Below are 21,556 nucleotides of genomic sequence, written 5' to 3' on the forward strand. Positions count from 1 at the left end.
CACGAAATATCAGAGAATGGTGACTGAATCCCCTTGAGCAATGCGACCGGGCGTGTCCGGGATCAGATTGATGCCGAACCACACCTTCCCGTCCCGCTTGCGATGCCGGGAGAGGGTCCTGATGGGCTCCTTGCCCTTCGTGTACGTGGCCGTGTCGATCGTGGTCAGCACACACCGGTCGCACCCTTTGCTGACCCGGAAGTCGACCGCGCCGATGCGTACCCGCTCCCACTTGTCCTCGGCGAACGGCGTGCCGACCCCGTCGATCACCACGTTCGGCCGGAAGCGGTGCATCGGCAGCGGCTCGGGCGCCTGCTCGCCACGCTCCAGCGCGGTCTCCACGATCCAGTCGTTGAGCTGTGCGAGCGAGGCGCCGGAGGTGAGCAGCAGCGGGTAGCCGTCGGCCAGGCTCACGCGGTCGCCTGGCCGCCCGTACTCGGGGTTGACAGGACGGCGGGTGGGGTCGTCCAGCCACTTGAGCCTGACCGGCCGCCCCACCAGCCCGGACAACCACCGCGCCGCGTCGTCGCCGCAGTCGGTGAGCTCCACCGGAGTGCGCCCCACGGTGACCGTGGACATCGCCTCGGCCGGCGTGACCCGCAGCGGGGCGGCGTGCGGGCCGGTCAGCGTGAGCCCGTCGCCGTCCAGCCGGGCGACGCAGGCCAGCAGGCGGGGCTCCTCGCGGGCGGTGAGAACGTCGCCGCGCTCGTCGGTGACGAGGTAGCGGCGGTCCCCGGCCAGCCCCCATGGCTGCACCTCGGCCTCGCCGACCTCGTGTCCAGCGGTGGACTTGACGGGGTAAAAGTGGATGCTCGCCAGCTTCATACGCGAGAAGGTACCTCAATGGTCACCGCGGCCGTGGAGCGGTGCAGGGCGGCGGAGAGGGCCACGGTGGCCAGGGAGAGCACGCCGATGGCGGCGCCGATCCAGGCGACGGAGGGGTAGCCGAGTCCCGCGTCGATGGCCAGCCCGCCGAGCCAGGGGCCGACGGTGATGCCGATGTTGAAGGAGGAGACGTTCACCGCGGCGGCCAGCGTGGGGGCGTCCTTGGCCAGGGAGAAGACGCGGGTGTTCAGCGCGGGGTTGGTGCCGAACCCGAACGCGCCGAGCAGGAAGATCAGCGCGATGGCCAGCACGGGGACGGACGCGCCCAGGGCCAGCGCCGCCGAGGTGACGACGAGGCCGGCCACGCCGACGTACAGGGTCGGGAACGGCCGCGCGTCGGCGATCCTGCCGCCGATGGTGATCCCGATCAGCGAGCCGACGCCGTAGAGCGCCAGGACCGCGGGCACCCAGTTCGATGCCAGGCCCGTGGTGTCGACCAGCAGCACGCTCAGGTAGCTGAAGGAGGCCAGCAGGGCTCCCGTGGTCAGCGCGGTCGTGCCGTACGAGAGCCAGAGCCTGGGGCTCGCCATGGAGCGCAGCTCGGCGGAGACGCTCGGCGCGGCCCCGGAGGGGCGGCCGCCGGGGATGGTGGCGAGCACGCCCACGCCGGCCAGCACCGACAACGCGGCGACTGCCCAGAACGCCGCCCGCCAGCCGAGATGCTGGCCGATGACCGTGCCGAGGGACAGCCCGATGATGGTGGCGACCGTCAGCCCGCCGGCGAGCACGCTCATGGCCTTGCCGCGGGCGTTGGCCGGCACCAGGCCGACCGCGGTGCTCGCCGCCACGGCCCAGAAACCGGCGTACACGAAGGCACCCACGACGCGGGTGGCGAACACCATGCCGTAGCTCGAGGTCAGGGCGCCGACGACGTGCGACAGGACGAAGACCGCCATGAACGTCAGCAGTGCCGTACGCCGGGGCCAGCGCAGCGTGGCGACGGCCAGCACCGGAGCCCCCACCAGCATCCCCATGGCGAACGCCGAGATCAGCAGCCCCGCCTCGGGCACGGACACGTGCAGGTCGGCGGCCATCTCGGGCAACAGCCCGGCCAGCATGAGCTCAGAGGTGCCCTGAGCGAAGATCGCGAGTCCCAGTATGTAGACGGCCAACGGCATGGTCACACTCCTTTTGGATTGATCAGTTCAAAATGAGGGCGCAAAAAAGTCAGAAGACGCCCAGCGCGGTTTTCGCGATCGACTCGAGCCCGTCCCGGTCCGTCCCGCCCCGGGCGGCCACGCGCAGGCCGCTGACGGTGGCGAAGACGAAGTGCGCCAGGGCGAGCGGGTCCTTGCCCGGGTCGATCTCACCCCGGGCGCGACCGGTCTCGACGGCGGCGCGCACCATCTCCCGCCGCCGTTCGTTGTCGCGCCGCAGCAGCTCGGCGATCTGCGGGTCGTGCGGGGCGAGCTCGGTCATCGAATTGACCACCAGGCAGCCGGGCGGCTCGTCGGGATCCGGGTCGACGGCCCACCACAGCACGGTCCTGATCTTCTCCTTGAGCGGCAGGTCGGCCCCCAGCAGCTCGGCGAGTGCGGCGTTACGCTCCTCCATGTAGCGGCGCAGCGCCTTCTCGAACAGGTCGTGCTTGCTGGCGAAGGTGTTGTAGATGCTGCTGCGGCCGAGCCCGGTGGCCGCGCACAGGTCCTGTGTCGAGGTGGCCTCGTAGCCCGCGCTCCAGAACGCAAGCATGGCCGCCTGGATGGCGCGGTCCTCCTCGAACTTCCGCGGTCGCCCCATGTCCCGAACGTTAGCACGTTTTGGAACGAGTAGTGCAATACGTCAGTCCGCCCGCCGGAACGTGTCCAGGAACACCTTGCGGGCCTCCGCCTGGTCGTCCCACTTGAGCTCGGGCATGTCGAACGTGATCTTGAACGCGGTGTCGTCGTCGATCGTGACGTACCTGGTCAGCGCGTGCATGGGGACGCCGCTTGAGGTGGTGTAGGTGTACTCCCAGTCGGCGGCCCGCCAGCCGCGGTAGTCGGCGGCCTGGAGCTGCACCTGGATGTAGCCGTCCACGCCGCCCTTGGCCTCCTGCTTGCCCAGCTCGGCCAGCCCCCCGTCGGCCTGCGGGGCGGCCTTCTGCACCATGATCCGGATGCCGGAGTCCTTCGGCCCGCTGAACGTGGTCACGCCGCCCGACGTCCCCGGCTTCCAGCCCTCGGGTACGGCGGCGGCGAACCCGGCCGTGCCGCGCTCGCTGTAGCCGCTGGGTATCACCGAGGGCTCGGCGTTCAGGGCGGTGGCGGGCGAGGAGGTCGCGGCCTGGGGGACGGGCGCCTCCGGCGTCGAGCCGCCCGACAGGACGACCAGCACCGCGCCGACGACCACGGCGATCCCCACGAGCGTGCTGACGATCAGGAGCGGCGTCGGCCGCCCGCCGCGCATCCACGCGCCGTCGTCCTCGTCGGGCCTGCGCCGGCCCTTGCCCGGGCGCGGCGCCGCGCTGGGCAGCGTGGCCAGGCGGCTGTGGCCGGTGTCGCGGGACAGGTCACGCGCCTGCTCGCGCAGGTCGTCGGCCGAGGCCAGCGGCCACGGCGTCGCGCCGGAGGAGGACGTGCGGCTGTCCGTGGTCAGCGGCAGGATCGGCGCGGGCTGCGGGCCGGAGTCGTCCTCGTGGCCGCCGGCGATCCGGCGCGGCCCCGGCGGCGCGCCGAAGGGCTGCGGCCCCGAGGAGCTGCCGAACGCGTCGAACCTGCCGGGCGGCGGCGACGGCTGGTCGGTCCTGTGGCCGCCCGACGGGCTGGTCAGGCCGTCGTACGGCATCGGGTGGCCGCCCGATGAGCTGTTCAGCGGGTCGTGCGGCATCGGGTGGCCGCCTGACGGGCTGTTCAGCGGGTCGTACGGCATCGACTGGCCGCCTGACGGGCTATTCAGCCGGTCGTACGGCATCGGCTGGCCGCCCGATGGACTGTTCAGCGGGTCGTACGGCACGCGTACCGGACCCGAGGGGGTCTCCACGATCCGCGAGGGCATCGGCCCCGACGGGTGCTCCATCGGCGGCAGGTTCCCCTGGGCAGGCAGCGTCTCGGCAGGGCGCGGCCGGACCGAGCCGTGCGCGCGCAGCACCGCCTCCAGCATCTCGATGACCTGGTCGGCGGTCAGCCGCTCCGCCGGGTTCTTACGCAGCAGCCCTTCGATCACCGACCGCAGCGAGCCGGCCCGCTGCGGGCTGATCGGGTCCTGCGTGAGCACCGAGCCGAGCACCGCCACGGGGTCGGGCCCCTCGTACGGCGGCCGCCCCTCGACGGCGGCGTACAGCGTCGCGCCGAACGACCACAGGTCGGCCGCCTGCGTGATCGGCTGCCCGGACAGGCGCTCCGGCGGGATGTACGCGGGCGACCCCATGAGCAGCCCGGTCTGCGTGATCGTCACGTCGCCCTCGATGGCCGCGATGCCGAAGTCCGTCAGCACCACCCGGTCCGAGGTCAGCAGCACGTTGCCGGGCTTGATGTCGCGGTGCAGGATCCCGGCGGCGTGCGCGTGCCTGACCGCGTCGAGCACCCGGATGCCGATCTCGGCCGCCTGGATCACCGGCAGCGGCCCGCTCTGGCGTACGGCCTGCTCCAGGGACCACGCGCGGACCAGCTCCATCACGATCCACGGGCGGCCGTCCTCCTCGACCACGTCGTGCACGGTCACGATGCCGGGATGCGTCAGCCGCGCGGCCGACCTGGCCTCGCGCAGCATGCGCCGGTGCGCGACCTGCATGCCCGCGCGGTCGAGCCCGTACGGGAGGATCAGCTCCTTGACCGCCACGTCCCGGTCGAGCAGGACGTCGTGGGCGTGCCACACCATGCCCATGCCGCCCCTGCCGACCGGCGACATGAGGCGGTACCGCCGGCCGATCAGGCGTCCCTGGCTCTGTGGGGCGCCGCCGGGGGCGCCGCCCTCCGGGCCGGGTCCGCTGAGCAAGCGGTCGGCTGCCATCTTCCCGCCCCCATCACTACAGCAAATAAAAGTGGTTCGTTACGATATCGGCGGGAAATGCGCAAGGGAAGCTGATCAGCCCTGACAAGGGTCCTGACCTGCGGTTATATCGCCGTTCAACTGGCTTGTTCGGCCAGCGCCAGCAGGGCGGCGGTGAACGCCTCCACCGGCGGTTCGACCAGGCCGGCGCCCACCTGCCCGGTCCCCGCGACGCGGCCCGCTATGCCGGTGTTGACCACGGGCAGCAGGCCGGTCCTGGCGACGAGCGTCACGTCGATGCCGACCGGCGTGCCGCGGAAGCCGAGCCCCGGGATCTGGTAGGCGGGGTGCTCGGCGAGCGTGATCTCGTACATGGAGCGGGTGGCCCGCACCGCGTCGGACACCTCGCCGCCCACGAACCGCACGATGGCCGGCGAGGCCGCCATCGCGAACCCGCCCAGCCCCGACGTCTCGGTGATCGTGGAGTCGCCGATGTCCGGGTTGGCGTCGTCCGGCCCGTACGTGCCCAGATAGAGCCCGTCGGGCACGCCGGCGGGACCGGTGAACCAGCGCCCGCCAAGACCGGAGACCTGCACGCCGAAGTCCGTCCCGTTCCTGGCCATGGCGACGACCAGGGACGAGCCGGGCACGTCGCGGGCCGCGTCGGTGCTGACCTTGGCGGCGGCCATGGCGGGGTTGAGGAAGAAGTGGTCGTTGCCGTTGATGAAGCGCAGGATCTCCGCGGCGGCGCCGGGGACGGCCTCGACCACGGCGGGGGCCAGCTCGCGCAGCAGGAGCGAGGTGGCGGCGCGGTTGCGGTTGTGCAGCTCGTCGCCCATCTGCAGGGCCTGCGCGATCAGCGAGCGCAGGTCGACGGGCCCCGTGCGCTCCAGCGTCGCCTTGAGTGCCGGGCCGAGCACCGTGTCCATCCAGCGCAGGCGCTCCAGCACCTCCGGTCCGTAGGCGCCGTACCTGAGGACTTTGCCCAGGCCCTCGTTCAGCGAGCAGTACGCGGTGCCGCCGTGCTCCTCGTCGCGTACCTCGAACAACCACATGGACGGGCTCACCACGCCCGCCATCGGGCCCACGGCGGCGTGCTCGTGGCACGGCCGCAGCGCGATCTCGCCGGCCGCCAGCCGGCGCCCGGCGTCGTGCTCGTCGGCGGCCAGGCCCTCGAGCAGCATCGCGCCGATCAGCGCGCCGCGCATCGGGCCCGACGCGCGCTCCCAGGTGATGGGCGGTCCCGCGTGCAGGAACGTCCCGTCCTCCAGCACCCCCGACGCCCGCCGCACCCCGACCAGGTGCGGGCGCGCGGAGGTGAGCCTGCTCACGGCCAGCTCGTTGGCGGCCTGCCTGCGCGGGTCGGCGAGCACCTTGGCCAGGGCCTCGGCGGTGCCGGGCAGCGGTGGGCGCCAGCTGACCGGGGTGGTCTGGACGGCCTGCGCGCGGAGCGCCTCGTCGAGCAGGCCCGCGCCGACCGTGATGACGCGGGGCCCGGCGGGTGATTGGGCGGAGAGCAGGCTCAAAGGAGGCTCCTGGCGTGCCTGGCGGCCTGGGCGTTGGACGTGAACACGGCCGCGCCCGCCTCCCTGAAGGCGGCGGCCTGCCGGTGCAGGTCCTGGGGGTCGCCCTCGGTGCCGATGAGAGCGATCACGACCGTGGCGGGGGTGCGGGCGACGGCGTGCGCGAGGGAGGCGGCGGGGTCGGGGTCGGCGCCGTGGCCGAGCACGACGTCCATGAGCACCAGGTCGGTCTCGTGGGCGCGGGAGAGCGCTTCAACGCGGAGCGTCGGGTCGATCATGGGGTGTGCCCGGCCCCTGGTGTAGGCGTCGTCGCCGTAGTCGACGAAGTCGCCCTGGCCGGCGACCAGCGCGGCCTCCGTGCTGAGCGTGCCGCCGGAGTAGACGCCCTTGATCGTCTTGGCCCGGTTCTGCTTCCCCGACCACGCGGGCCAGGCGGGCCACTCGGGCACGGGCCTGCCGAGCGCGTGCAGGGCCCGCTCGGTCGCCTCCGTGAGGTCCATGTCCGGGAGCAGCGCGAACAGCACCGGCGTGCGCAGCCGTGCGACCGAGTCCCGTACGGTCCGCGCCACCTCGGGGGACGGCGGCTTGGAGATGAGCACGATCAGCTCGGTGGCGGGGTCCTCGTCCAGCATGCGCAGGGCGCGCAGCGTGGACAGGCCGCCCACCTCGGCCGACAGGTCCCTGCCGCCCACGCCGAGCACGTGGCTGACGCCGGTGCCCGCCCAGTCGAGCAGGCACGTCACCTGCTGCGCGCCGGTGCCGGAGGCGGCCACCACGCCGACGGGGCCGGGGGTGAGGACGTTCGCGAAGCCGAGGCCGACGCCGCCGATCACGGCGGTGCCGCAGTCGGGGCCCATCACCAGGACGTCCCTGGTCTCCGCGAGCTCCTTCAGGCTGCGTTCCTGAGCCACGGGGACGCCGTCGCTGAAGATCATGACGGGGAGCCCGGCCTGGATGGCGTCCTGGGCCTCTGCGAAGGCGTGCTCACCCGGGGTGGAGACGAGGACCAGGTCGGCCCCGGCCCTGGTGGCCGAGCGGGTGGTCAGCGGGGGCTGGTCCGCGGGGGTGCTCTCCGGGTGCCGGACGGCGGTCAGGCGGCGGTTGGCCTCTTCGACGGCGGCCTTGGTGTCGTGTGCGCGTACGGCTATGAGCAGGTCGCCAGGTGCGGCGTCCGGGACGGTGAAGCCCAGGTCGCGGATGATGCCGAGGTTCAGCTCGGTGGCCATGGCGACCATGGCCACCTCCACGCCCGACATTTCGGTCAACGCACGACTTATACGCATGAGGGCAACCGAGTCGTGATACGTGCCCTTCCGTACCAGCACCGTGTCGCTGCTCATCGTGGCCCGCTCAGCGCGAGGACGGCGGACACGCCGATGGCGATGCCCTGGGCGAGGTCGGCGCCCGAGGTGTGGCCGAGGCGGTGGAGCCGGCGCAGGGCCGGTTCGAGCGCCTGCCCGCCGGCGATCCCGCGCAGCACCGCGCTCACCTCGGGACTGGCCTCGCCCCTGGCGGCGCAGTGCAGGAGCGTGGCCGAGATGGGAGTGGTACGCGTGCGCGCGTCGAACGTCACGGTCGCCGCCAGCCAGTCGGCCAGCCAGACCGCCCGGTCCGCCCCGGCTGCCGCGCCCAGGTGGCGCAGCGTCACCAGCAGGCCCGCCAGGACGTCGTCGCCGCTCGGCGTGAGCCCCGGCCCCAGGCCCACGAGCTGCTCGGCCGCCGTCACCGCCCCCAGCAGCCAGCCCTTCGCGCAGCTGTCGGCCAGCAACTCGACAGCCCCATTGCCCGTCAGACCGGGTCGTGGAAGGGCGTTTTCGCCGGGTTCCGGCGGGTGGCTCAGCCGCGCGACGGCGTACTCGAGGCCTGTCCGATCGATCCGGCCCAGCGGCGGGGCGGGATCCCACCAGCGGCGGACGCTCAGGCTCAGCGGGCCCAGCTCGATGGTGCGCTCGCCCACCGAGGCGTCGTCACCCACCGTGACGTGCGGCAGCCGGCCGGCCAGCAGCACGGAGTTGGGCAGCCGCGTGGCCGCGCCCGTGATGACGGCGATCACCGAAGGCTCCAGCTCGGTTCTGACCTCGAGATACACCCCCGCCGGGAACGCGGCGAGCACGCGTGCCGGGCGGCGCGGCGACTCCAGGACGGGGCGTACCGCCGTGCTGGCCGCCCCCGTGACGTGGATGCGGGTACGCCTCGCATGAGTACTGACGGTCACCTGGCCTCCCATCCGACCTTGGACCTGACCGTAGAACGGGCGGGGAACCCTCCGTACGGAGAAATTTGCCAACAGTCAGCGGGAAGGTTGGCTCTTCCTGACAGACCGCTTCTGGAGTCACAATCGTCCATATGGAACCCCCCGTCCGCCTCGCCAGCACAGGGACGATCATTCACGGTGTCTCCGTGGGAGAGGTGCTCGGCGTCTCCACCCTCGCCGACGCCAGGCTGATCGCGGGGGAGAGCGGTCTCGGCCGCATCGTGCAGCGGCTGAACGTCATGGAAGTGCCCGACATCCTGGCCTGGGTCAAGCCGCACGAGCTGCTGCTCACCACGGGCTACCCGCTGCGCAACACGCCGCAGTCGCTCGGGCGGCTGGTGGCCGACCTGGACGAGCGCGGGCTGGCGGCGCTGGCGATCAAGCTCGGGCGATACGTGGACGAGCTGCCCGAGGAGATGGTCGAGCAGGCCGACCGGCTCGGTTTCCCGCTCATCCTGCTGCCGAACGACGTCGGGTTCGACGACATCCTCAACCAGGTGCTGACGGACATCCTGAACCGCCAGGCCGCCGTGCTGGCCCGCGCCGAGGAGGCGCACCGGGCGCTCGTGCAGGTGGTGCTGGCCGGCGGCGGGCTCAACGAGGTGACCGCCGAGGTGGCGCAGCTGCTCGACGTGTCGGTGGCGGCCGTGGACGGCTCGGGCCGCGTGCTCGCCACCGCGGGCGCCGCCGAGCACGTGTCGGTCCTGCGCGAGTCGATCTTCCGCGAGGGCCCGCCCCTCACTGCCGCCGCAGCGGGGGCGACCGAGCCGGTCTCACGGAGTGAGGCCATGAGCACGCGGTCGTTCGCCTCGGTGCCCGTGCTCGCCGGGGGCCATCACCACGGCAGGATCGTCGCCTACAGCCCGTCCGGGACGATCAGGGACAGCGACGTCGGCATCCTCGAACGCGCCGCCACCGTCGCCGCGCTCGTCGTGACCCGGCAGGAGGCGGTCAACGCCGTCGAGAGCAAGTACCGCGCCGACTTCCTGCGCGACGTGCTCACCGGCCGGGCGGGCACGGCGGAGCGGGTCACGGCCAGGGCACGGGCGTTCGGGTGGGATCTGTCGCGCCCGGTGACCGTGCTGGTGGCCGAGCTGGACCCGGACGGCGACGAGCGCAGCGCGCAGGACCGGCTGGTGGCGTGCTGGACGGCGGCGATGCGGCGGCACGACCCGCGCGGGGCGGTCGCGGGGTTCTCGCACGAGGTGGTGGCCGTGGTGGACGCCGCGATCGACGCCACCCGGGTGGCCAAGGACGCGGCCTCGGCCTTCGCCGACGTGCCGCCCGCGACGTTCTCCACCGGCACCTCCCGGCCGAGCCCGGGGGCGGAGACGCTGCCGGAGGCGTACTCGCAGGCTCTGAAGGCGGCCCGGGTGGGCCGCCAGCTGCACGGCCCGGGGGCGGTCGCCCACTTCGACCAGCTCGGGGTCTACCGCCTGCTGTCCCTGGTGAACGACACGGAGGAGCTGCACTCGTTCGTCCGGGAGACGCTCGGGCCGCTGGCCTCCGACGACGACGCCGAGAACGCCGACCTCCGGCGCACCCTGCAGGTGCTCCTGGAGACCAACCTCAACGTGGCGGAGACGGCCAGGCGGCTGCACTTCCACTACAACACGCTGCGCTACCGGATCGGCAAGCTCGAGCGCCTGCTCGGCAACTTCACCGACGACCCCCACCTGCGCCTCAACCTCACCCTGGCCCTGCACGTGCTGCGGATGCGGGGGATCTAGGGTTGGGCTGTGGAATTCGAACTGCGCTCCGAGTACATCCCGCTGTGTGACCTGCTGAAGTACTGCGGGATCACGGAGACGGGCGGGATGGCCAAGCAACTGATCGCCGAGGGGCTTGTGCTGGTGGACGGCGAGGTGGAGCTGCGCAAACGGGCCAAGATCCGCGCGGGGCAGGTCGTCAGCGGGGAGGGGTTCTCGATCCGGGTGGAGTAGCGGGTGCGCGAGCTTTTCACTGGTCCTGCGCGTAGATTTGGCAGATCATGCCCGTGTAGCACCGTCCCGGCGGGCCTAATCTGCCACGGAACGTGTCGCCAGCGAAACGCCCAGTACAAGAGGGGCTCTCATGGTTTTGGGATGGACCAAACACGGTGACGGCAAGCACCTGGCGCCCGGCGAGGTGGTCAGGCCGGACGAACGGCTGAGCTGGCCCAGGATGGTGGGGTTCGGGGCGCAGCACGTCATCGCCATGTTCGGCGCGACGTTCGTCTTCCCCCTCGTGATGGGGCTGGATCCGAACGTCGCCGTGATGATGTCAGGCGTCGCGACGATCCTGTTCCTGCTGATCGTGAAGGGCAAGGTGCCCAGCTACCTCGGCACCAGCGCGTCCTTCGTGGGCGGGGTGTTCGCCATCAGGGCGGCGGTGGGCGGTGACACCGCGGGCGCGGACGCGATCGTGACCGGCGCCATCCTGGTCGCCGGGTTCGTGCTCGCGCTGGCCGGACTGGCCATCCACTTCCTCGGCGTGCAGATCATCCACCGTATCTTCCCGCCGGTGGTCACCGGCGCGGTCGTGATGCTGATCGGGTTCGGGCTGGCGTTCGTGGTGGCGGACGTCTACTGGCCGCAGGACCACTGGGTCGCTCTCGTCACGATGCTGGTCACGTTCCTGGTGATCGTGCTCTTCAAGGGGTTCATCGGGCGCATCGCGATCCTGGTCGGCCTGGTCTTCGGGTTCGTGCTCTCGTGGGTGCTGGACAAGACCGCGGGGCCCATCACGTCCGTGCTGCCTGGGGCCAATCTGCGGGACGCCGCCGGGGCCAGTTGCCCCGTCGAGGGGACGTACTGCGTGGCCACGCCCTTCCCGCATGATCGGGTGGACTTCGGGTCCGTGGCGAAGGCGGAGTGGTTCGGCCTGCCGGACTTCCACGCCCCCGACTTCAAGACCTCGGCCGTGCTGCTGGTGCTGCCCGCCGTCATCGCGCTCGTCGCCGAGAACATCGGGCACGTCAAGGCCGTCGGCGAGATGACCGGGGCCGACGTCGACCCGTACGTGGGCCGGGCCGTGGTGGCCGACGGCGTGGGCACCATGGTCGCCAGCGCGGTCGGCGGGTCGCCCACGACCACGTACGCCGAGAACATCGGCGTCATGGCCGCCACCAAGGTCTACTCGACCGCCGCCTACTACATCGCCGCCGTCATCGCCATCCTCTTCGGCCTCTGCCCCAAGTTCGGCGCGCTCGTCGCGGCCACGCCGGACGGCGTGCTGGGCGGCGTCACGGTCATCCTGTACGGGATGATCGGGCTCCTCGGCGCCAGGATCTGGATCGAGAACCGGGTGGACTTCGCCGATCCCGTGAACATGGTTCCGATCGGCGCGGGCATCATTCTGGCCATCGGACCTGTGAGCCACTTCATCGGCGGCGACTTCACCCTGGAGGGGATCGCGCTCGGCACCATCGTGGTGCTGGGCGGATATCACCTGCTGCGGGCCATCGCCGGTCGCTCCGCCGAGCCGGTCAGGAGCGAGGTCGGGTGAAGCCGCCGCCGTTCGAGTACCACGCCCCCCGCGACCTCGGCGAGGCGCTCAGGACGCTCGCCGAGGTGGGCGGGAAGGTGCTGGCCGGGGGGCAGAGCCTCATTCCCATGCTCAACATGCGGCTGGCGGCACCGGCGCATCTCGTCGACATCAACCGCCTCCAGGAGCTGCGGGTCCTGGAGACGACGGAGGACGGTGTCCGGGTGGGGGCGGCGGTCAGGCACGCGGAGGTGGAGCGGGCCGAGGCGCATCCGCTGCTCAGCCGGGCGCTCAGGCTGGTCGCGCACCCCGTGATCAGGAACCGGGGGACCGTGGTGGGCAGCCTCGTGCACGCCGATCCGGCCGCCGAGCTGCCCGCGGTGCTGGCCGTGCTGGGCGGATCCGTACGAGTGGCCCGCTGGGAAGGCCAGGTACGCGACGTGGGCGCGGAGGAGTTCTTCGTCGGGCCCATGGAGTCGGCGGTCCAGCCGGGCGAGCTGGCCGTGTCGGCATTTTTCCCGGCATTGGGGGCGCGTACCGGGGCAGCATTCGAGGAGGTGGCCAGGCGGCACGGCGACTACGCGCTGGCGGGGGTTTGCGCCGTCGTGACGCTCGACGAGGACGGCGACGTCGAAGCCGCCAGGCTCGCCTGCATCGGCGTCGGCCCCGTGCCGGTCGTCGTGGACGTGACCGACAGCCCCGCGGACGCGGCGCGGGCCGTACGGGAACGGGTCGAACCGGAGGACGACATCCACGCGTCGGCCCGCTACCGACGCCACCTCGTGGGCGTGCTGGCCGAGCGGGCGCTGCGGAACGCGACCAGGGAGGCCACAAGGGAGGCGGAGGCTCGTGGAGCATGAGATCACGCTCGTCGTGAACGGCACCGCGCGGCGGGTCCGCGTGCCCGCCCGCCGCCTGCTGTCCGACTGCCTGCGCCACGACCTCGGCCTGACCGGCACCCACGTCGGCTGCGAGCACGGCGTCTGCGGCTGCTGCACCGTGCTGCTCGACGGCCGGCCGGTACGGTCGTGCCTGACGTTCGCGGTCAGCGTGGACGGCGCCGAGATCACCACCGTGGAGGGGCTGGCTCGCGACGGGTCTGAGCGACCGAGCCGCCTCCACGGAGTGGAGGCCATGAGCGCAGTGCAGCGGGCGTTCGCGGAGTGCCATGGGCTGCAGTGCGGGTTCTGCACGCCGGGGTTCCTGTGCACGGTGACCGCCATGCTGCGGGACAACCCGGCGCCCACGGACGAGGAGGTGCTCGAGGGCATCTCCGGCAACCTGTGCCGGTGCACCGGCTACCAGAACATCGTCAAGGCCGTCCACCGGGCCGCCGAGCTGCTGGCGGAGGAAGCATGACGACGAGGCTGTTCGGGGAGCCCGTGCAACGGCGGGAGGACCCCAGGCTGCTCACCGGGCAGGGCCGCTACCTCGACGACCTCGGGCGTGACGCGCTGGCCGCCGCGTTCGTGCGCTCGCCGCACGCGCACGCCCGCATCCGGGACATCGACGTGGCCCCCGCGCTCGACGTGGCGGGGCTCGTCGCCATCTACACCTGGGAGGACCTGCCCGAGCGGGTCGGCAGGGCGCTGCCGCTGCTGATCCCGCACCCGGCGCTCACGCACGGGCGCACCGCGTACCCGCTGGCCAGGGACGTCGTCAGGCACGTCGGCGAGCCGGTGGTCATGGTCGTGGCCACGGACAGGTACGCGGCCGAGGACGCCTGCGCGCTCATCGAGGTCGACTACGAGCCGCTCAAGCCGGTCGTCGGCCTGGAGGAGGCGGTGCAGGGCGCCCAGCTCGTGCACGAGGACGTGCCGGGCAACGTCGGCGCGCACCTCGTCCAGGAGGTCGCGGGGGCCGACGGGCGCGGCGCGCGGGAGGCGATCGAGACCGCGCCGCACACGCTCGCCTTCCGGCTCGACATCGAGCGCAGCGCCAGCATGCCCCTGGAGGGGCGCGGCGTGTACGCCCGCTGGGACGGCAGGGACCTGCGCGTCTACTCCAGCACCCAGACCTCCACCAGCGTCCGCATGGCCGTGGCCGCCGCCCTGGAGCTGCCGCTGCCGCAGGTCGAGGTGATCGCGCCCGACGTGGGCGGCGGCTTCGGCGTGAAGATCGTGCACCCGTGGCCCGAGGAGGTGCTGGTGCCGTGGGCCGCCATGGCGCTCGGGCGCGAGATCAAGTGGACGGAGGACCGCAGGGAGCACTTCATCTCGTCCGCCCACGAGCGCGGCCAGGTGCAGTACGTACGGGTCGGCTTCGACGACGACGGCCGCGTGCTCGGCCTGGACGTGACGATCCTGCACGACCACGGCGCCTACACGCCGTACGGCATCATCGTGCCGATCGTCACCTCGACGCAGCTGCTGGGGCCGTACAAGATCGGGGCATACCGGGTCGAGTTCACCGCCGTCTACACCAACACCGTGCAGGTCACGCCCTACCGGGGAGCCGGCAGGCCGCAGGGCGTGTTCTGCATGGAGCGGACCATGGACAAGATCGCGCGATACCTCGGCAAGGACCGGACCGAGGTGCGCGAGGCCAACTTCATCGGGCCCGACGAGTTCCCGTACGACCAGGGGATGACGTTCCAGGACGGGCGCCCGCTGATCTACGACAGCGGGGACTACCCGGAGATGCTCCGCATGGTCAAGGAGCTGATCGGCTGGGACTCCTTCGAGAGACGCCCTGGCCGGGGCATCGGCGTCGGGTGCTACGTCGAGGGCACCGGCGTCGGCCCGTACGAGGGCGGGCACGTGCAGGTGACCTCCGACGGGCGGGTGCACGTGTCCACCGGGCTCACCTCGCAGGGGCAGGGGCACGAGACGGCGTTCGCGCAGATCGCCGCCACCGAGCTGGGGGTGCCGATCGAGCGGGTGAGCGTGGTGACCGGCGACACCCGCAGGTTCGGGTACGCGGTGGGCACGTTCGCCTCGCGGGCGGCCGTCGTCAGCGGCAACGCCATCGCGCTGGCCTGCAGGAAAGTACGTGAAAAGGCGCTGCGGATCGCCGCCGACGCGCTGGAGGCCGACCCGGCCGACCTGGAGATCACCGACGGGATGGTGCACGTCACGGGCGCGCCGACCGCGTCCATCCCGCTGTCCACGGTGGCGGTGCTGGCCAACCCACTGCGTTACGCCTTCGACGACGAGACCGCGAAGGCCACCCAGTTCGCCGGCACCGCGTCCCCCGACCGGCCGCCGGTCGCCGAGGGCGAGGAGCCGGGGCTGGAGGGGCGCGGCTACTACTCGCCGATCAGGTCCACGTTCGCGTCCGGCATGCACGCGGCGATCGTCGAGACCGACCCGGAGACCGCCGAGGTCAAGGTGGTGCGGTACGTGGTCGTGCACGACTGCGGCCGGCTGATCAACCCCATGATCGTGGAGGGCCAGATCCACGGGGGAGTGGCGCAGGGCATCGGCGGCGCCCTCTACGAGCGCATGGTGTACGACCCGCACGGCCAGCTCGTCAACGCCTCCTTCATGGACTTCCTCATGCCGTACGCCACCGAGATCCCGCACATCGAGACCGCCCACCTGGAGACGCCCTCGCCGCTCAACCCGCTCGGCATCAAGGGCGCGGGCGAGGCCGGCGTGATCCCCGTCTCGGCGGTCATCGCCTCGGCCGTCGAGGACGCCGAGGGCATCTCCATCGACCGCATGCCCATCTCCCCGTCCGAGCTCTTCGAGCTGCGCTCTCGTATGCGATGATCTGACACCATGCGCGCGCCTGCTGCAGGTCTGACCGCCTTCCCCGCCGTCCCCGGCGACGTCCAGCTGATCGACCTCGCCTGGAACGAGATCGCCGAGGTGCCCTCATGGGTGGCCGGGCTCGCCGCGCTCGAGGAGCTCAGGCTCGACGGCAACCGGCTGCGCTCGCTGCCCGACCTCTCCGGGCTGACCGCGCTGCGCGCCCTGCACCTGGACGGCAACGAGCTGACGTCGTTCCCGCACTGCCCGCCGTCCCTGGAGGTCCTCTTCCTGTACGGCAACCGCGTCGGCGCGGTCCCCGACCGGCTCAGCCCCCGCCTGCGGCACCTGGCGGCCGGCGGCAACGGCCTGACCGGCGTGCCGGCCTCCCTCTGGAAGCTGACCGGGCTGGAGTCGCTCAACCTGGCCGAGAACGCGCTCACCGAGGTCCCGCCCGCGATCGGCGGGCTCACCCGGCTGCGCATGCTCGACCTGGGGCACAACCGGCTCGCCTCCGTCCCGCCCGAGCTCGGCGACCTGGACCTCACCGACTACCTGTACCTCAGCGACAACCAGCTCGCCGAGGTGCCGGAGGCGATCGGGCGGCTGGGGCGGCTCGCGTACCTCAACCTCACCGACAACCAGCTGACCCGGCTGCCCGAGTCCATCGGGCGGATGGCCTCGCTGGTGGAGCTGCGGCTGTACAACAACCGGCTGGAGTCGCTGCCGGAGTCCATCGGCGGGCTGCGGCGGTTGCGGGAGCTGCACGTGCAGGGCAACCGGCTGACCCGGCTGCCCGACTCGATCGCCGAGCTGGGCGAGCTGCGCGTGCTCGACCTGCGTAACAACCGGCTGCGGGAGCTGCCGGACGCGCTGCCGCCCGGGCTCAGGCATCTCGACCTGCGCAACAACCGCCTGCGCGAGCTGCCTGCGACGCTGCCCCCGCTGGAGAAGCTGGACCTGCGGTGGAACAAGCTCGACGGCGAGCCCGAGGTGCTGCGCCGGCTCCGCGATCAGGGTTGCGTCATTCTCCGGTCAACGACCCAGGGCTGAAGCTCTGGGCTTGCGCCTCGCGGTCAGGCCTGGCTGACCGGCTCGGGACGCACTGAGCTCGGTTTCCACGGCGGGCTCGCTGACACGGGAGCATTAGCGTCGTACATCCCAACCAGTCGCCGGTTAACGCTCCGAAGCGTGATTGCCTCACCGTTCGATAAGGGGATACAAAGCCCGGTGTGCAAGACACGACGCCAGAGAACAGACTTGCGGCCGACCATCCAAGGCTAGGTGGCGGGCGCGCCGCCGAGGTAGAGGCGGCCGAGGCGGGGGTCGGCGGCGAGGGCCGGGGCGGGGCCGGTGATGTGGACGCGGCCGAGGTCGAGCACGCAGCCGACGTCCGCCATCTCCAGGGCCCGGCGCGCGTTCTGCTCCACCAGCAGCACCGCGACCCCGGTACGGCGCATGAGGTCGATCTGGTCGAAGACCACCTGCGTGTTACGCGGGTCCAGCCCCATCGACGGCTCGTCCAGCAGCACCACGGAGGGCTCCAGCATGAGCGCCCGCGCGAACTCGACCTGCTTCTGCTGCCCGCCCGACAGCAGCCCCGCCATGCTCCCCCACCGCTCGGCCACCACCGGGAACAGCTCCTTGACCGCCTCGATCCGGGCCTGGAGCTTCGCGGGGTCCCGCACGGTGAAGCCGCCGAGCCGCACGTTCTCGGCCACCGTCATCTCGCGGAACACGCTGTGCCCCTGCAGCACGTGCGCCAGCCCCAGCCCGAGCAGCCGCTGCGGCGACAGGCCCGTCACGTCCTGCCCGGCCAGCAGGACCCGCCCCGAGCGGGGTGCGAGCAGGCCGCTGGCGACCTTGAGCGCGGTGGACTTGCCCGCGCCGTTCGGCCCGACGAGGCACACGACCTCCCCGGCGCGGACGGTGACGGACAGGCCGCGCAGCACCGGCGCCGCCCTGCCGTACCCGGCCTCGACGTCTTCCAGCGACAGGATGGTCTCAGACACCGAGGTACGCCTCCAGAACGCGAGGGTCGTCCCGCACCTCGGCGGGCGGACCGGACGCGATGGGCGCGCCACGGTCGAAGACGATCACGTGGTCGCACATGCCCATCACCATGTCCATGTTGTGCTCGACGACGAGGAATGTACGGCCCTCGGCGTTGAGGTCGCGTACGAGGGAGACGATGCGGTCGATGAGCGCCGGGTTGACCCCGCCCGCCGGCTCGTCCAGCAGCACGAGGTCGGGCTCGGCCATGAGGACGGCGGCCAGTTCGAGCAGCTTCTGCTGGCCGTAGGACAGGTCGCGGGCCTCGGCGTCCTCCAGATGCTCGATGCCCATGCGCCGCAGCCAGTGCCGGGCCCGTTCGACCTCGCCCTTGTCGCGCAGCCCGGCCAGCAACTCGCGCAGGCGGGTGCGGCGGACGGCGACCAGCATGTTCTCCAGCACGGTCAGGCGCGGGAAGACGCGGCAGAGCTGGAAGGTGCGGCCGATCCCGGCGTGCGCGATGCGGTGCGGCGAGTGGCGGGTGATGTCGCGGTCGCGGTAGAGGACGTGGCCCGAGTCCGGCTTGATCATGCCGGTGATGAGGTTGAAGAACGTGGTCTTGCCGGAGCCGTTCGGCCCGATGAGGCCGTTGATCTTGCCGTCGGCCAGCTCGACGGTCGCGCCGTCCACGGCCAGCACCCCGCCGAACGACTTGGTGAGCCCTTGCGTGCGCAACGAGGTCACTGTGTCACTCATTGGGCCACCCCCTGGAGCCGCTGCTCGGCCGTCTCGTCCGGGATGGAGGGCCCGGTACGTCTCCTGGTGAGCCGGGCGAGGATGCCGTCCGGCATGAACAGCACCACCAGCACGAGCACCAGGCCCGTCGCGGTCAGGTGGATCTGCGTCTCGCCCAGCGCGATCAGGAAGTACTCCCCCGCCGGGGCCACGATGAGCGCCCCGAGCAGCGGCCCGAACAGGTGCCTGACCCCGCCGAGCAGGCTCATCAGCACCATGTACGACCCGATCAGGATGGAGAAGACGAAGATCGGGTCGAGGCTGCCGAACCAGAGCGCGTACAACCCGCCGGCGAGCGACACGAACAGGGCCGACAGGGCGAAGGCCGTCACCTTGTACGCCCCGGTCGGCACCCCGAGGGACTCGGCCTTGTCCTCGTCCTCCCTGATCGCCCGCAGGCCCGCGCCGAAGCGGGAGCGGGAGACGTACCACCAGGACAGCAGCGCGAGCCCGAGCAGCGCCAGGAACAGGTAGAAGAAGACGATGTGCGTCTGCCCCCGGTGCAGATCGGGGAAGGGCGAGGGCACCTGCAGCCCGGTGGAGCCGCCGGTGAGCGAGCGCCAGCCCTGCACGATGAGGTTCATCATCGACACGAGCGCGATCGAGACGATCACGAACGACGCGCCGCGCACCCGTACGGCCGCGATGCCGACGCCGACGGCGAACGCCGTGACCGCCAGGGCCGAGATCAGCAGGGCCACGGCCCACGGCACGCCCAGCCGGATCACGAGCAGCCCGGTCCCGTACGCGCCGAGGCCGAAGAACGTGGAGTGGCCGAGCGAGACGTAACCGGTGAAACCGCCCAGCAGGTTCCAGGAGGTCGACATGGCCGCGTACATGACGGTCAGCGCGCCCGCGTACACCAGGTAGTAGTTGGGGACGATCCACGGGTAGGCGAGCGCCAGGCAGGCGAGCACCAGCGGGATCCCTCTAGAAGCGATGCGCAAGCCGGCCTCCGAAGAACCCCTGGGGGCGCGCGAGCAGGGTCAGGAAGAGGAAGACGTAGAACATCATCGTGGCCCACGTGGCGTCCACGGTCACCAGCACGACGCCCTCGATCACCCCGAGCATGACGGCGGCCAGCGCCGCGCCGACCACGCTGCCCAGCCCGCCGACCACGATGACGGCCATCAGCTTGCCGATCCACACCCAGTGCGAGGCGGGGAAGAACGGCGTGATCAGCGCGAGCACGGTCCCGCCCACGGCTGCCGTGGCGAGGCCGACGCCGAAGCCGTATCCGGCGACCCGCTCGGTCTGGATGCCGACGAGTCTGGCCGCCTCACGGTGCTGGATCGTGGCCCGCAGCGCCTGCCCGAACCGGCTCTTGACCAGCACCGCGAAGAGCACGGCGAGGGTGATCGCCGCGACCAAGAAGGCGATGATCTTGTCGTAGGGGAGGTGCACGCCGCCGATCGTCAGCGACCGCGTGGCGTAGTCCATGCTGACCGACTTGTAGGACCCGGTGTAGAACGTCCCGAGCAGCCCCTCGATCGTCAGCGCGATCCCGAACGTCAGCAGCACCGACATCATCGCCAGGTTGTCCGGCGCCAGCCGCGCGACCAGCAGCCGCTGGACCGCCACGCCCAGCCCGAAGAACAGCGGCACCGTCACCGGCAGCGCCAGGAACGGGTCCACCCCGAGCGTCGTGTGGAAGGTGTAGGTCAGGTACGCGGCCAGGAACAGGAACGCCGGATGCGCCACCATGACCACGCGCATCACCCCGAAGTACAGCGACAGGCCCGAGGCCAGCAGCGCGTAGAGGCCGCCGGTCAGCACGCCCAGGGCCAGCCCCTGCAGGAGCAGGCTCACCATTGCTTCTTCGGGTAGACGATGCCGGCGGTCTTGGCCTGCTCCGGCAGCACGATCTCGACCTTTCCGCCGACGTACTGCTGGATCATGTGCGCCTGCTCTGGCCTGCCCTGGTCGTCGAAGGAGAGCTTGCCCACGACCGTGTCGAACGTGCCCTGCCTGATGTGGTCGGCCAGCTTGTCCTGGCACTCCTTGGTCGGGTCGACGCACTTGACCGCGTTCACGGCGGCCTCGACGACCTGGCCGACGGTGTAGCCGTTGGCCGCGTCCTCGTTGGCCTCGCCGTTGAACATCTCCTTGTACCGCTTGACCAGCTCGGCGTTGCCGGTGTACGTCGAGGTGACCGCCCAGCCCACCGGAGAGACGATGTTCTCGGCGGCCCCCTTCACCGCGGCGGGGAACTCCGCCAGGGTGGGCCCCGTCGAGAACGCCGCCAGCTTGGGCTGCACCTTCAGCTCCTGCAGCGCGCGCACCAGGCCCACGGAGTCCTCGAACTGGGTGCCGCCCACGACGATGTCCGGCTTGGCGGCGGCGATCTTGGCGGCGATGGGCCCGAAGTCGGTGGTCTCGGGCGGGTACACCTCGTCCACGACCGTCTTGATCCCGGCCGCGGCCAGCTTGTCTCTCAGCCCGTACGCGGTGCCCTGCGCGAACGGGTCGTCCAGGCTCGCGTACGCCGCCGTCTTCGGCCGCTTGTCGGCGGGCAGTTTGACGATGTAGTCGGCCAGGTAGTTGTAGTGGTCGCTGGCGATCGCGGGCGCCGCGTAGAACAGGTACTTGAAGCCCTGCTCGAAGACCTCCTTGGCGGCCCCTGCCGGCTCCACGAAGAGCATGTTGTACGACTCCGCGACCTTGGCCGCGGGGATCACCAGCCGCGACGAGAACGGCCCGAAGACCAGGTTGACCTTGTCCTGTGTGATGAGCGATTCGTAGTCGGAGCTGACCCGGTTGGGGTCGGAGGCGTCGTCGCGGAAGATCAGCTCGACCTTCCTGCCGAGCAGGCCGCCCTTGGCGTTCACCCGGTCGGCCCAGACCTGATAGCCCTCCTGGATGCCCTTGCCGGGCTCGGAGAAGTCGCCCGTGAGCGGGAGCGAGATGCCGATCTTCACCGGCCCCTGCTGCTGCCCAGGCGACTGCGCCGCGCCGGGCTCGTCGGTCTTGGCGCAGGCGGTCACAGCTAAACCGCAGATTGAAATGATCGCCAGGCTCTTGAGAACTCTTGCCATCGAGGG

At 71.5% G+C, this 21,556-nt stretch carries 19 protein-coding genes; 7 read left to right on the forward strand and 12 right to left on the reverse strand.

What is annotated here, in order from left to right:
- Positions 1 to 9 precede the first annotated feature (9 nt).
- The 7 genes from ACIBVN_RS05320 to ACIBVN_RS05350 all read right to left on the reverse strand — a co-directional run bounded on the left by ACIBVN_RS05320 (position 10) and on the right by ACIBVN_RS05350 (position 8,532).
- Positions 10 to 825: an MOSC domain-containing protein gene (locus ACIBVN_RS05320; RefSeq protein ID WP_397132894.1), complete on the reverse strand. Its 816-nt coding sequence runs from the start codon at positions 823 to 825 to the stop codon at positions 10 to 12.
- Positions 822 to 2,003, reverse strand: coding sequence for a Cmx/CmrA family chloramphenicol efflux MFS transporter (locus ACIBVN_RS05325; protein WP_397132896.1), 1,182 nt, complete (start codon positions 2,001 to 2,003; stop codon positions 822 to 824). The genes ACIBVN_RS05320 and ACIBVN_RS05325 overlap by 4 nt, the downstream gene beginning before the upstream one ends.
- Positions 2,004 to 2,052: 49 nt before the next feature.
- The gene (locus ACIBVN_RS05330; RefSeq protein ID WP_397132898.1) at positions 2,053 to 2,625 is read right to left on the reverse strand and encodes a TetR/AcrR family transcriptional regulator; all 573 of its coding nucleotides are present in this window, start codon (positions 2,623 to 2,625) and stop codon (positions 2,053 to 2,055) included.
- Positions 2,626 to 2,667: 42 nt separating this feature from the next.
- Positions 2,668 to 4,815, reverse strand: a complete 2,148-nt coding sequence (locus tag ACIBVN_RS05335) for a protein kinase (RefSeq protein ID WP_397132900.1) — start codon at positions 4,813 to 4,815, stop codon at positions 2,668 to 2,670.
- Between the two features lie 116 nt (positions 4,816 to 4,931).
- Positions 4,932 to 6,320, reverse strand: a complete 1,389-nt coding sequence (locus ACIBVN_RS05340; RefSeq protein WP_397132902.1) for a DUF1116 domain-containing protein — start codon at positions 6,318 to 6,320, stop codon at positions 4,932 to 4,934.
- Positions 6,317 to 7,573 (reverse strand): FdrA family protein, encoded by a 1,257-nt coding sequence (locus ACIBVN_RS05345; protein ID WP_397133178.1) that lies wholly within the window; start codon positions 7,571 to 7,573, stop codon positions 6,317 to 6,319. Before ACIBVN_RS05345 ends, ACIBVN_RS05340 begins: the two co-directional genes overlap by 4 nt.
- Positions 7,574 to 7,653: 80 nt before the next feature.
- Positions 7,654 to 8,532, reverse strand: coding sequence for a DUF2877 domain-containing protein (locus ACIBVN_RS05350; protein WP_397132904.1), 879 nt, complete (start codon positions 8,530 to 8,532; stop codon positions 7,654 to 7,656).
- A 131-nt stretch (positions 8,533 to 8,663) separates the two neighbouring features.
- Here ACIBVN_RS05350 and ACIBVN_RS05355 point away from each other — a divergent pair, with 131 nt between their 5' ends.
- From ACIBVN_RS05355 to ACIBVN_RS05385, 7 genes are all read left to right on the forward strand, one after another.
- Entirely contained in the window at positions 8,664 to 10,301 is a 1,638-nt protein-coding gene (locus ACIBVN_RS05355; RefSeq protein WP_397132906.1) for a PucR family transcriptional regulator ligand-binding domain-containing protein, read from the forward strand.
- Between the two features lie 9 nt (positions 10,302 to 10,310).
- Entirely contained in the window at positions 10,311 to 10,514 is a 204-nt protein-coding gene (locus ACIBVN_RS05360; RefSeq protein ID WP_397132908.1) for an RNA-binding S4 domain-containing protein, read from the forward strand.
- 130 nt (positions 10,515 to 10,644) lie between these two features.
- A complete protein-coding gene (locus ACIBVN_RS05365) occupies positions 10,645 to 12,057 on the forward strand; it encodes a uracil-xanthine permease family protein (RefSeq protein ID WP_397132910.1) in 1,413 nt (470 codons plus the stop codon).
- Positions 12,054 to 12,896 (forward strand): FAD binding domain-containing protein, encoded by an 843-nt coding sequence (locus tag ACIBVN_RS05370; protein WP_397132912.1) that lies wholly within the window; start codon positions 12,054 to 12,056, stop codon positions 12,894 to 12,896. Before ACIBVN_RS05365 ends, ACIBVN_RS05370 begins: the two co-directional genes overlap by 4 nt.
- Entirely contained in the window at positions 12,886 to 13,395 is a 510-nt protein-coding gene (locus ACIBVN_RS05375; RefSeq protein ID WP_397132914.1) for a (2Fe-2S)-binding protein, read from the forward strand. Before ACIBVN_RS05370 ends, ACIBVN_RS05375 begins: the two co-directional genes overlap by 11 nt.
- Complete coding sequence (gene cutA, locus ACIBVN_RS05380; RefSeq protein WP_397132916.1) at positions 13,392 to 15,749, forward strand: aerobic carbon-monoxide dehydrogenase large subunit; 2,358 nt, start codon at positions 13,392 to 13,394, stop codon at positions 15,747 to 15,749. Before ACIBVN_RS05375 ends, cutA begins: the two co-directional genes overlap by 4 nt.
- A 9-nt stretch (positions 15,750 to 15,758) precedes the next feature.
- The gene (locus tag ACIBVN_RS05385) at positions 15,759 to 16,781 is read left to right on the forward strand and encodes a leucine-rich repeat domain-containing protein (RefSeq protein ID WP_397132918.1); all 1,023 of its coding nucleotides are present in this window, start codon (positions 15,759 to 15,761) and stop codon (positions 16,779 to 16,781) included.
- Positions 16,782 to 17,008: 227 nt separating this feature from the next.
- On the opposite strand, the gene ACIBVN_RS05390 is transcribed toward ACIBVN_RS05385, so the two are convergent.
- Genes ACIBVN_RS05390 through ACIBVN_RS05410 form a run of 5 tightly spaced genes read right to left on the reverse strand, consistent with a single transcriptional unit; the run spans position 17,009 to position 21,550 of the window.
- Complete coding sequence (locus tag ACIBVN_RS05390) at positions 17,009 to 17,740, reverse strand: ABC transporter ATP-binding protein (RefSeq protein WP_397132920.1); 732 nt, start codon at positions 17,738 to 17,740, stop codon at positions 17,009 to 17,011.
- On the reverse strand, positions 17,733 to 18,476 hold the full coding sequence (locus tag ACIBVN_RS05395; protein WP_397132922.1) for an ABC transporter ATP-binding protein: 744 nt from the start codon (positions 18,474 to 18,476) through the stop codon (positions 17,733 to 17,735). Before ACIBVN_RS05395 ends, ACIBVN_RS05390 begins: the two co-directional genes overlap by 8 nt.
- On the reverse strand, positions 18,473 to 19,462 hold the full coding sequence (locus tag ACIBVN_RS05400; RefSeq protein ID WP_397132924.1) for a branched-chain amino acid ABC transporter permease: 990 nt from the start codon (positions 19,460 to 19,462) through the stop codon (positions 18,473 to 18,475). The genes ACIBVN_RS05395 and ACIBVN_RS05400 overlap by 4 nt, the downstream gene beginning before the upstream one ends.
- Complete coding sequence (locus tag ACIBVN_RS05405) at positions 19,446 to 20,327, reverse strand: branched-chain amino acid ABC transporter permease (RefSeq protein ID WP_397132926.1); 882 nt, start codon at positions 20,325 to 20,327, stop codon at positions 19,446 to 19,448. The genes ACIBVN_RS05400 and ACIBVN_RS05405 overlap by 17 nt, the downstream gene beginning before the upstream one ends.
- Entirely contained in the window at positions 20,321 to 21,550 is a 1,230-nt protein-coding gene (locus ACIBVN_RS05410) for an amino acid ABC transporter substrate-binding protein (protein ID WP_397132928.1), read from the reverse strand. The genes ACIBVN_RS05405 and ACIBVN_RS05410 overlap by 7 nt, the downstream gene beginning before the upstream one ends.
- Positions 21,551 to 21,556 lie beyond the last annotated feature (6 nt).

Origin of the sequence: Nonomuraea sp. NPDC049400 (genome assembly GCF_044466425.1) — a bacterium.
In the GTDB taxonomy this organism is placed as follows: domain Bacteria; phylum Actinomycetota; class Actinomycetes; order Streptosporangiales; family Streptosporangiaceae; genus Nonomuraea.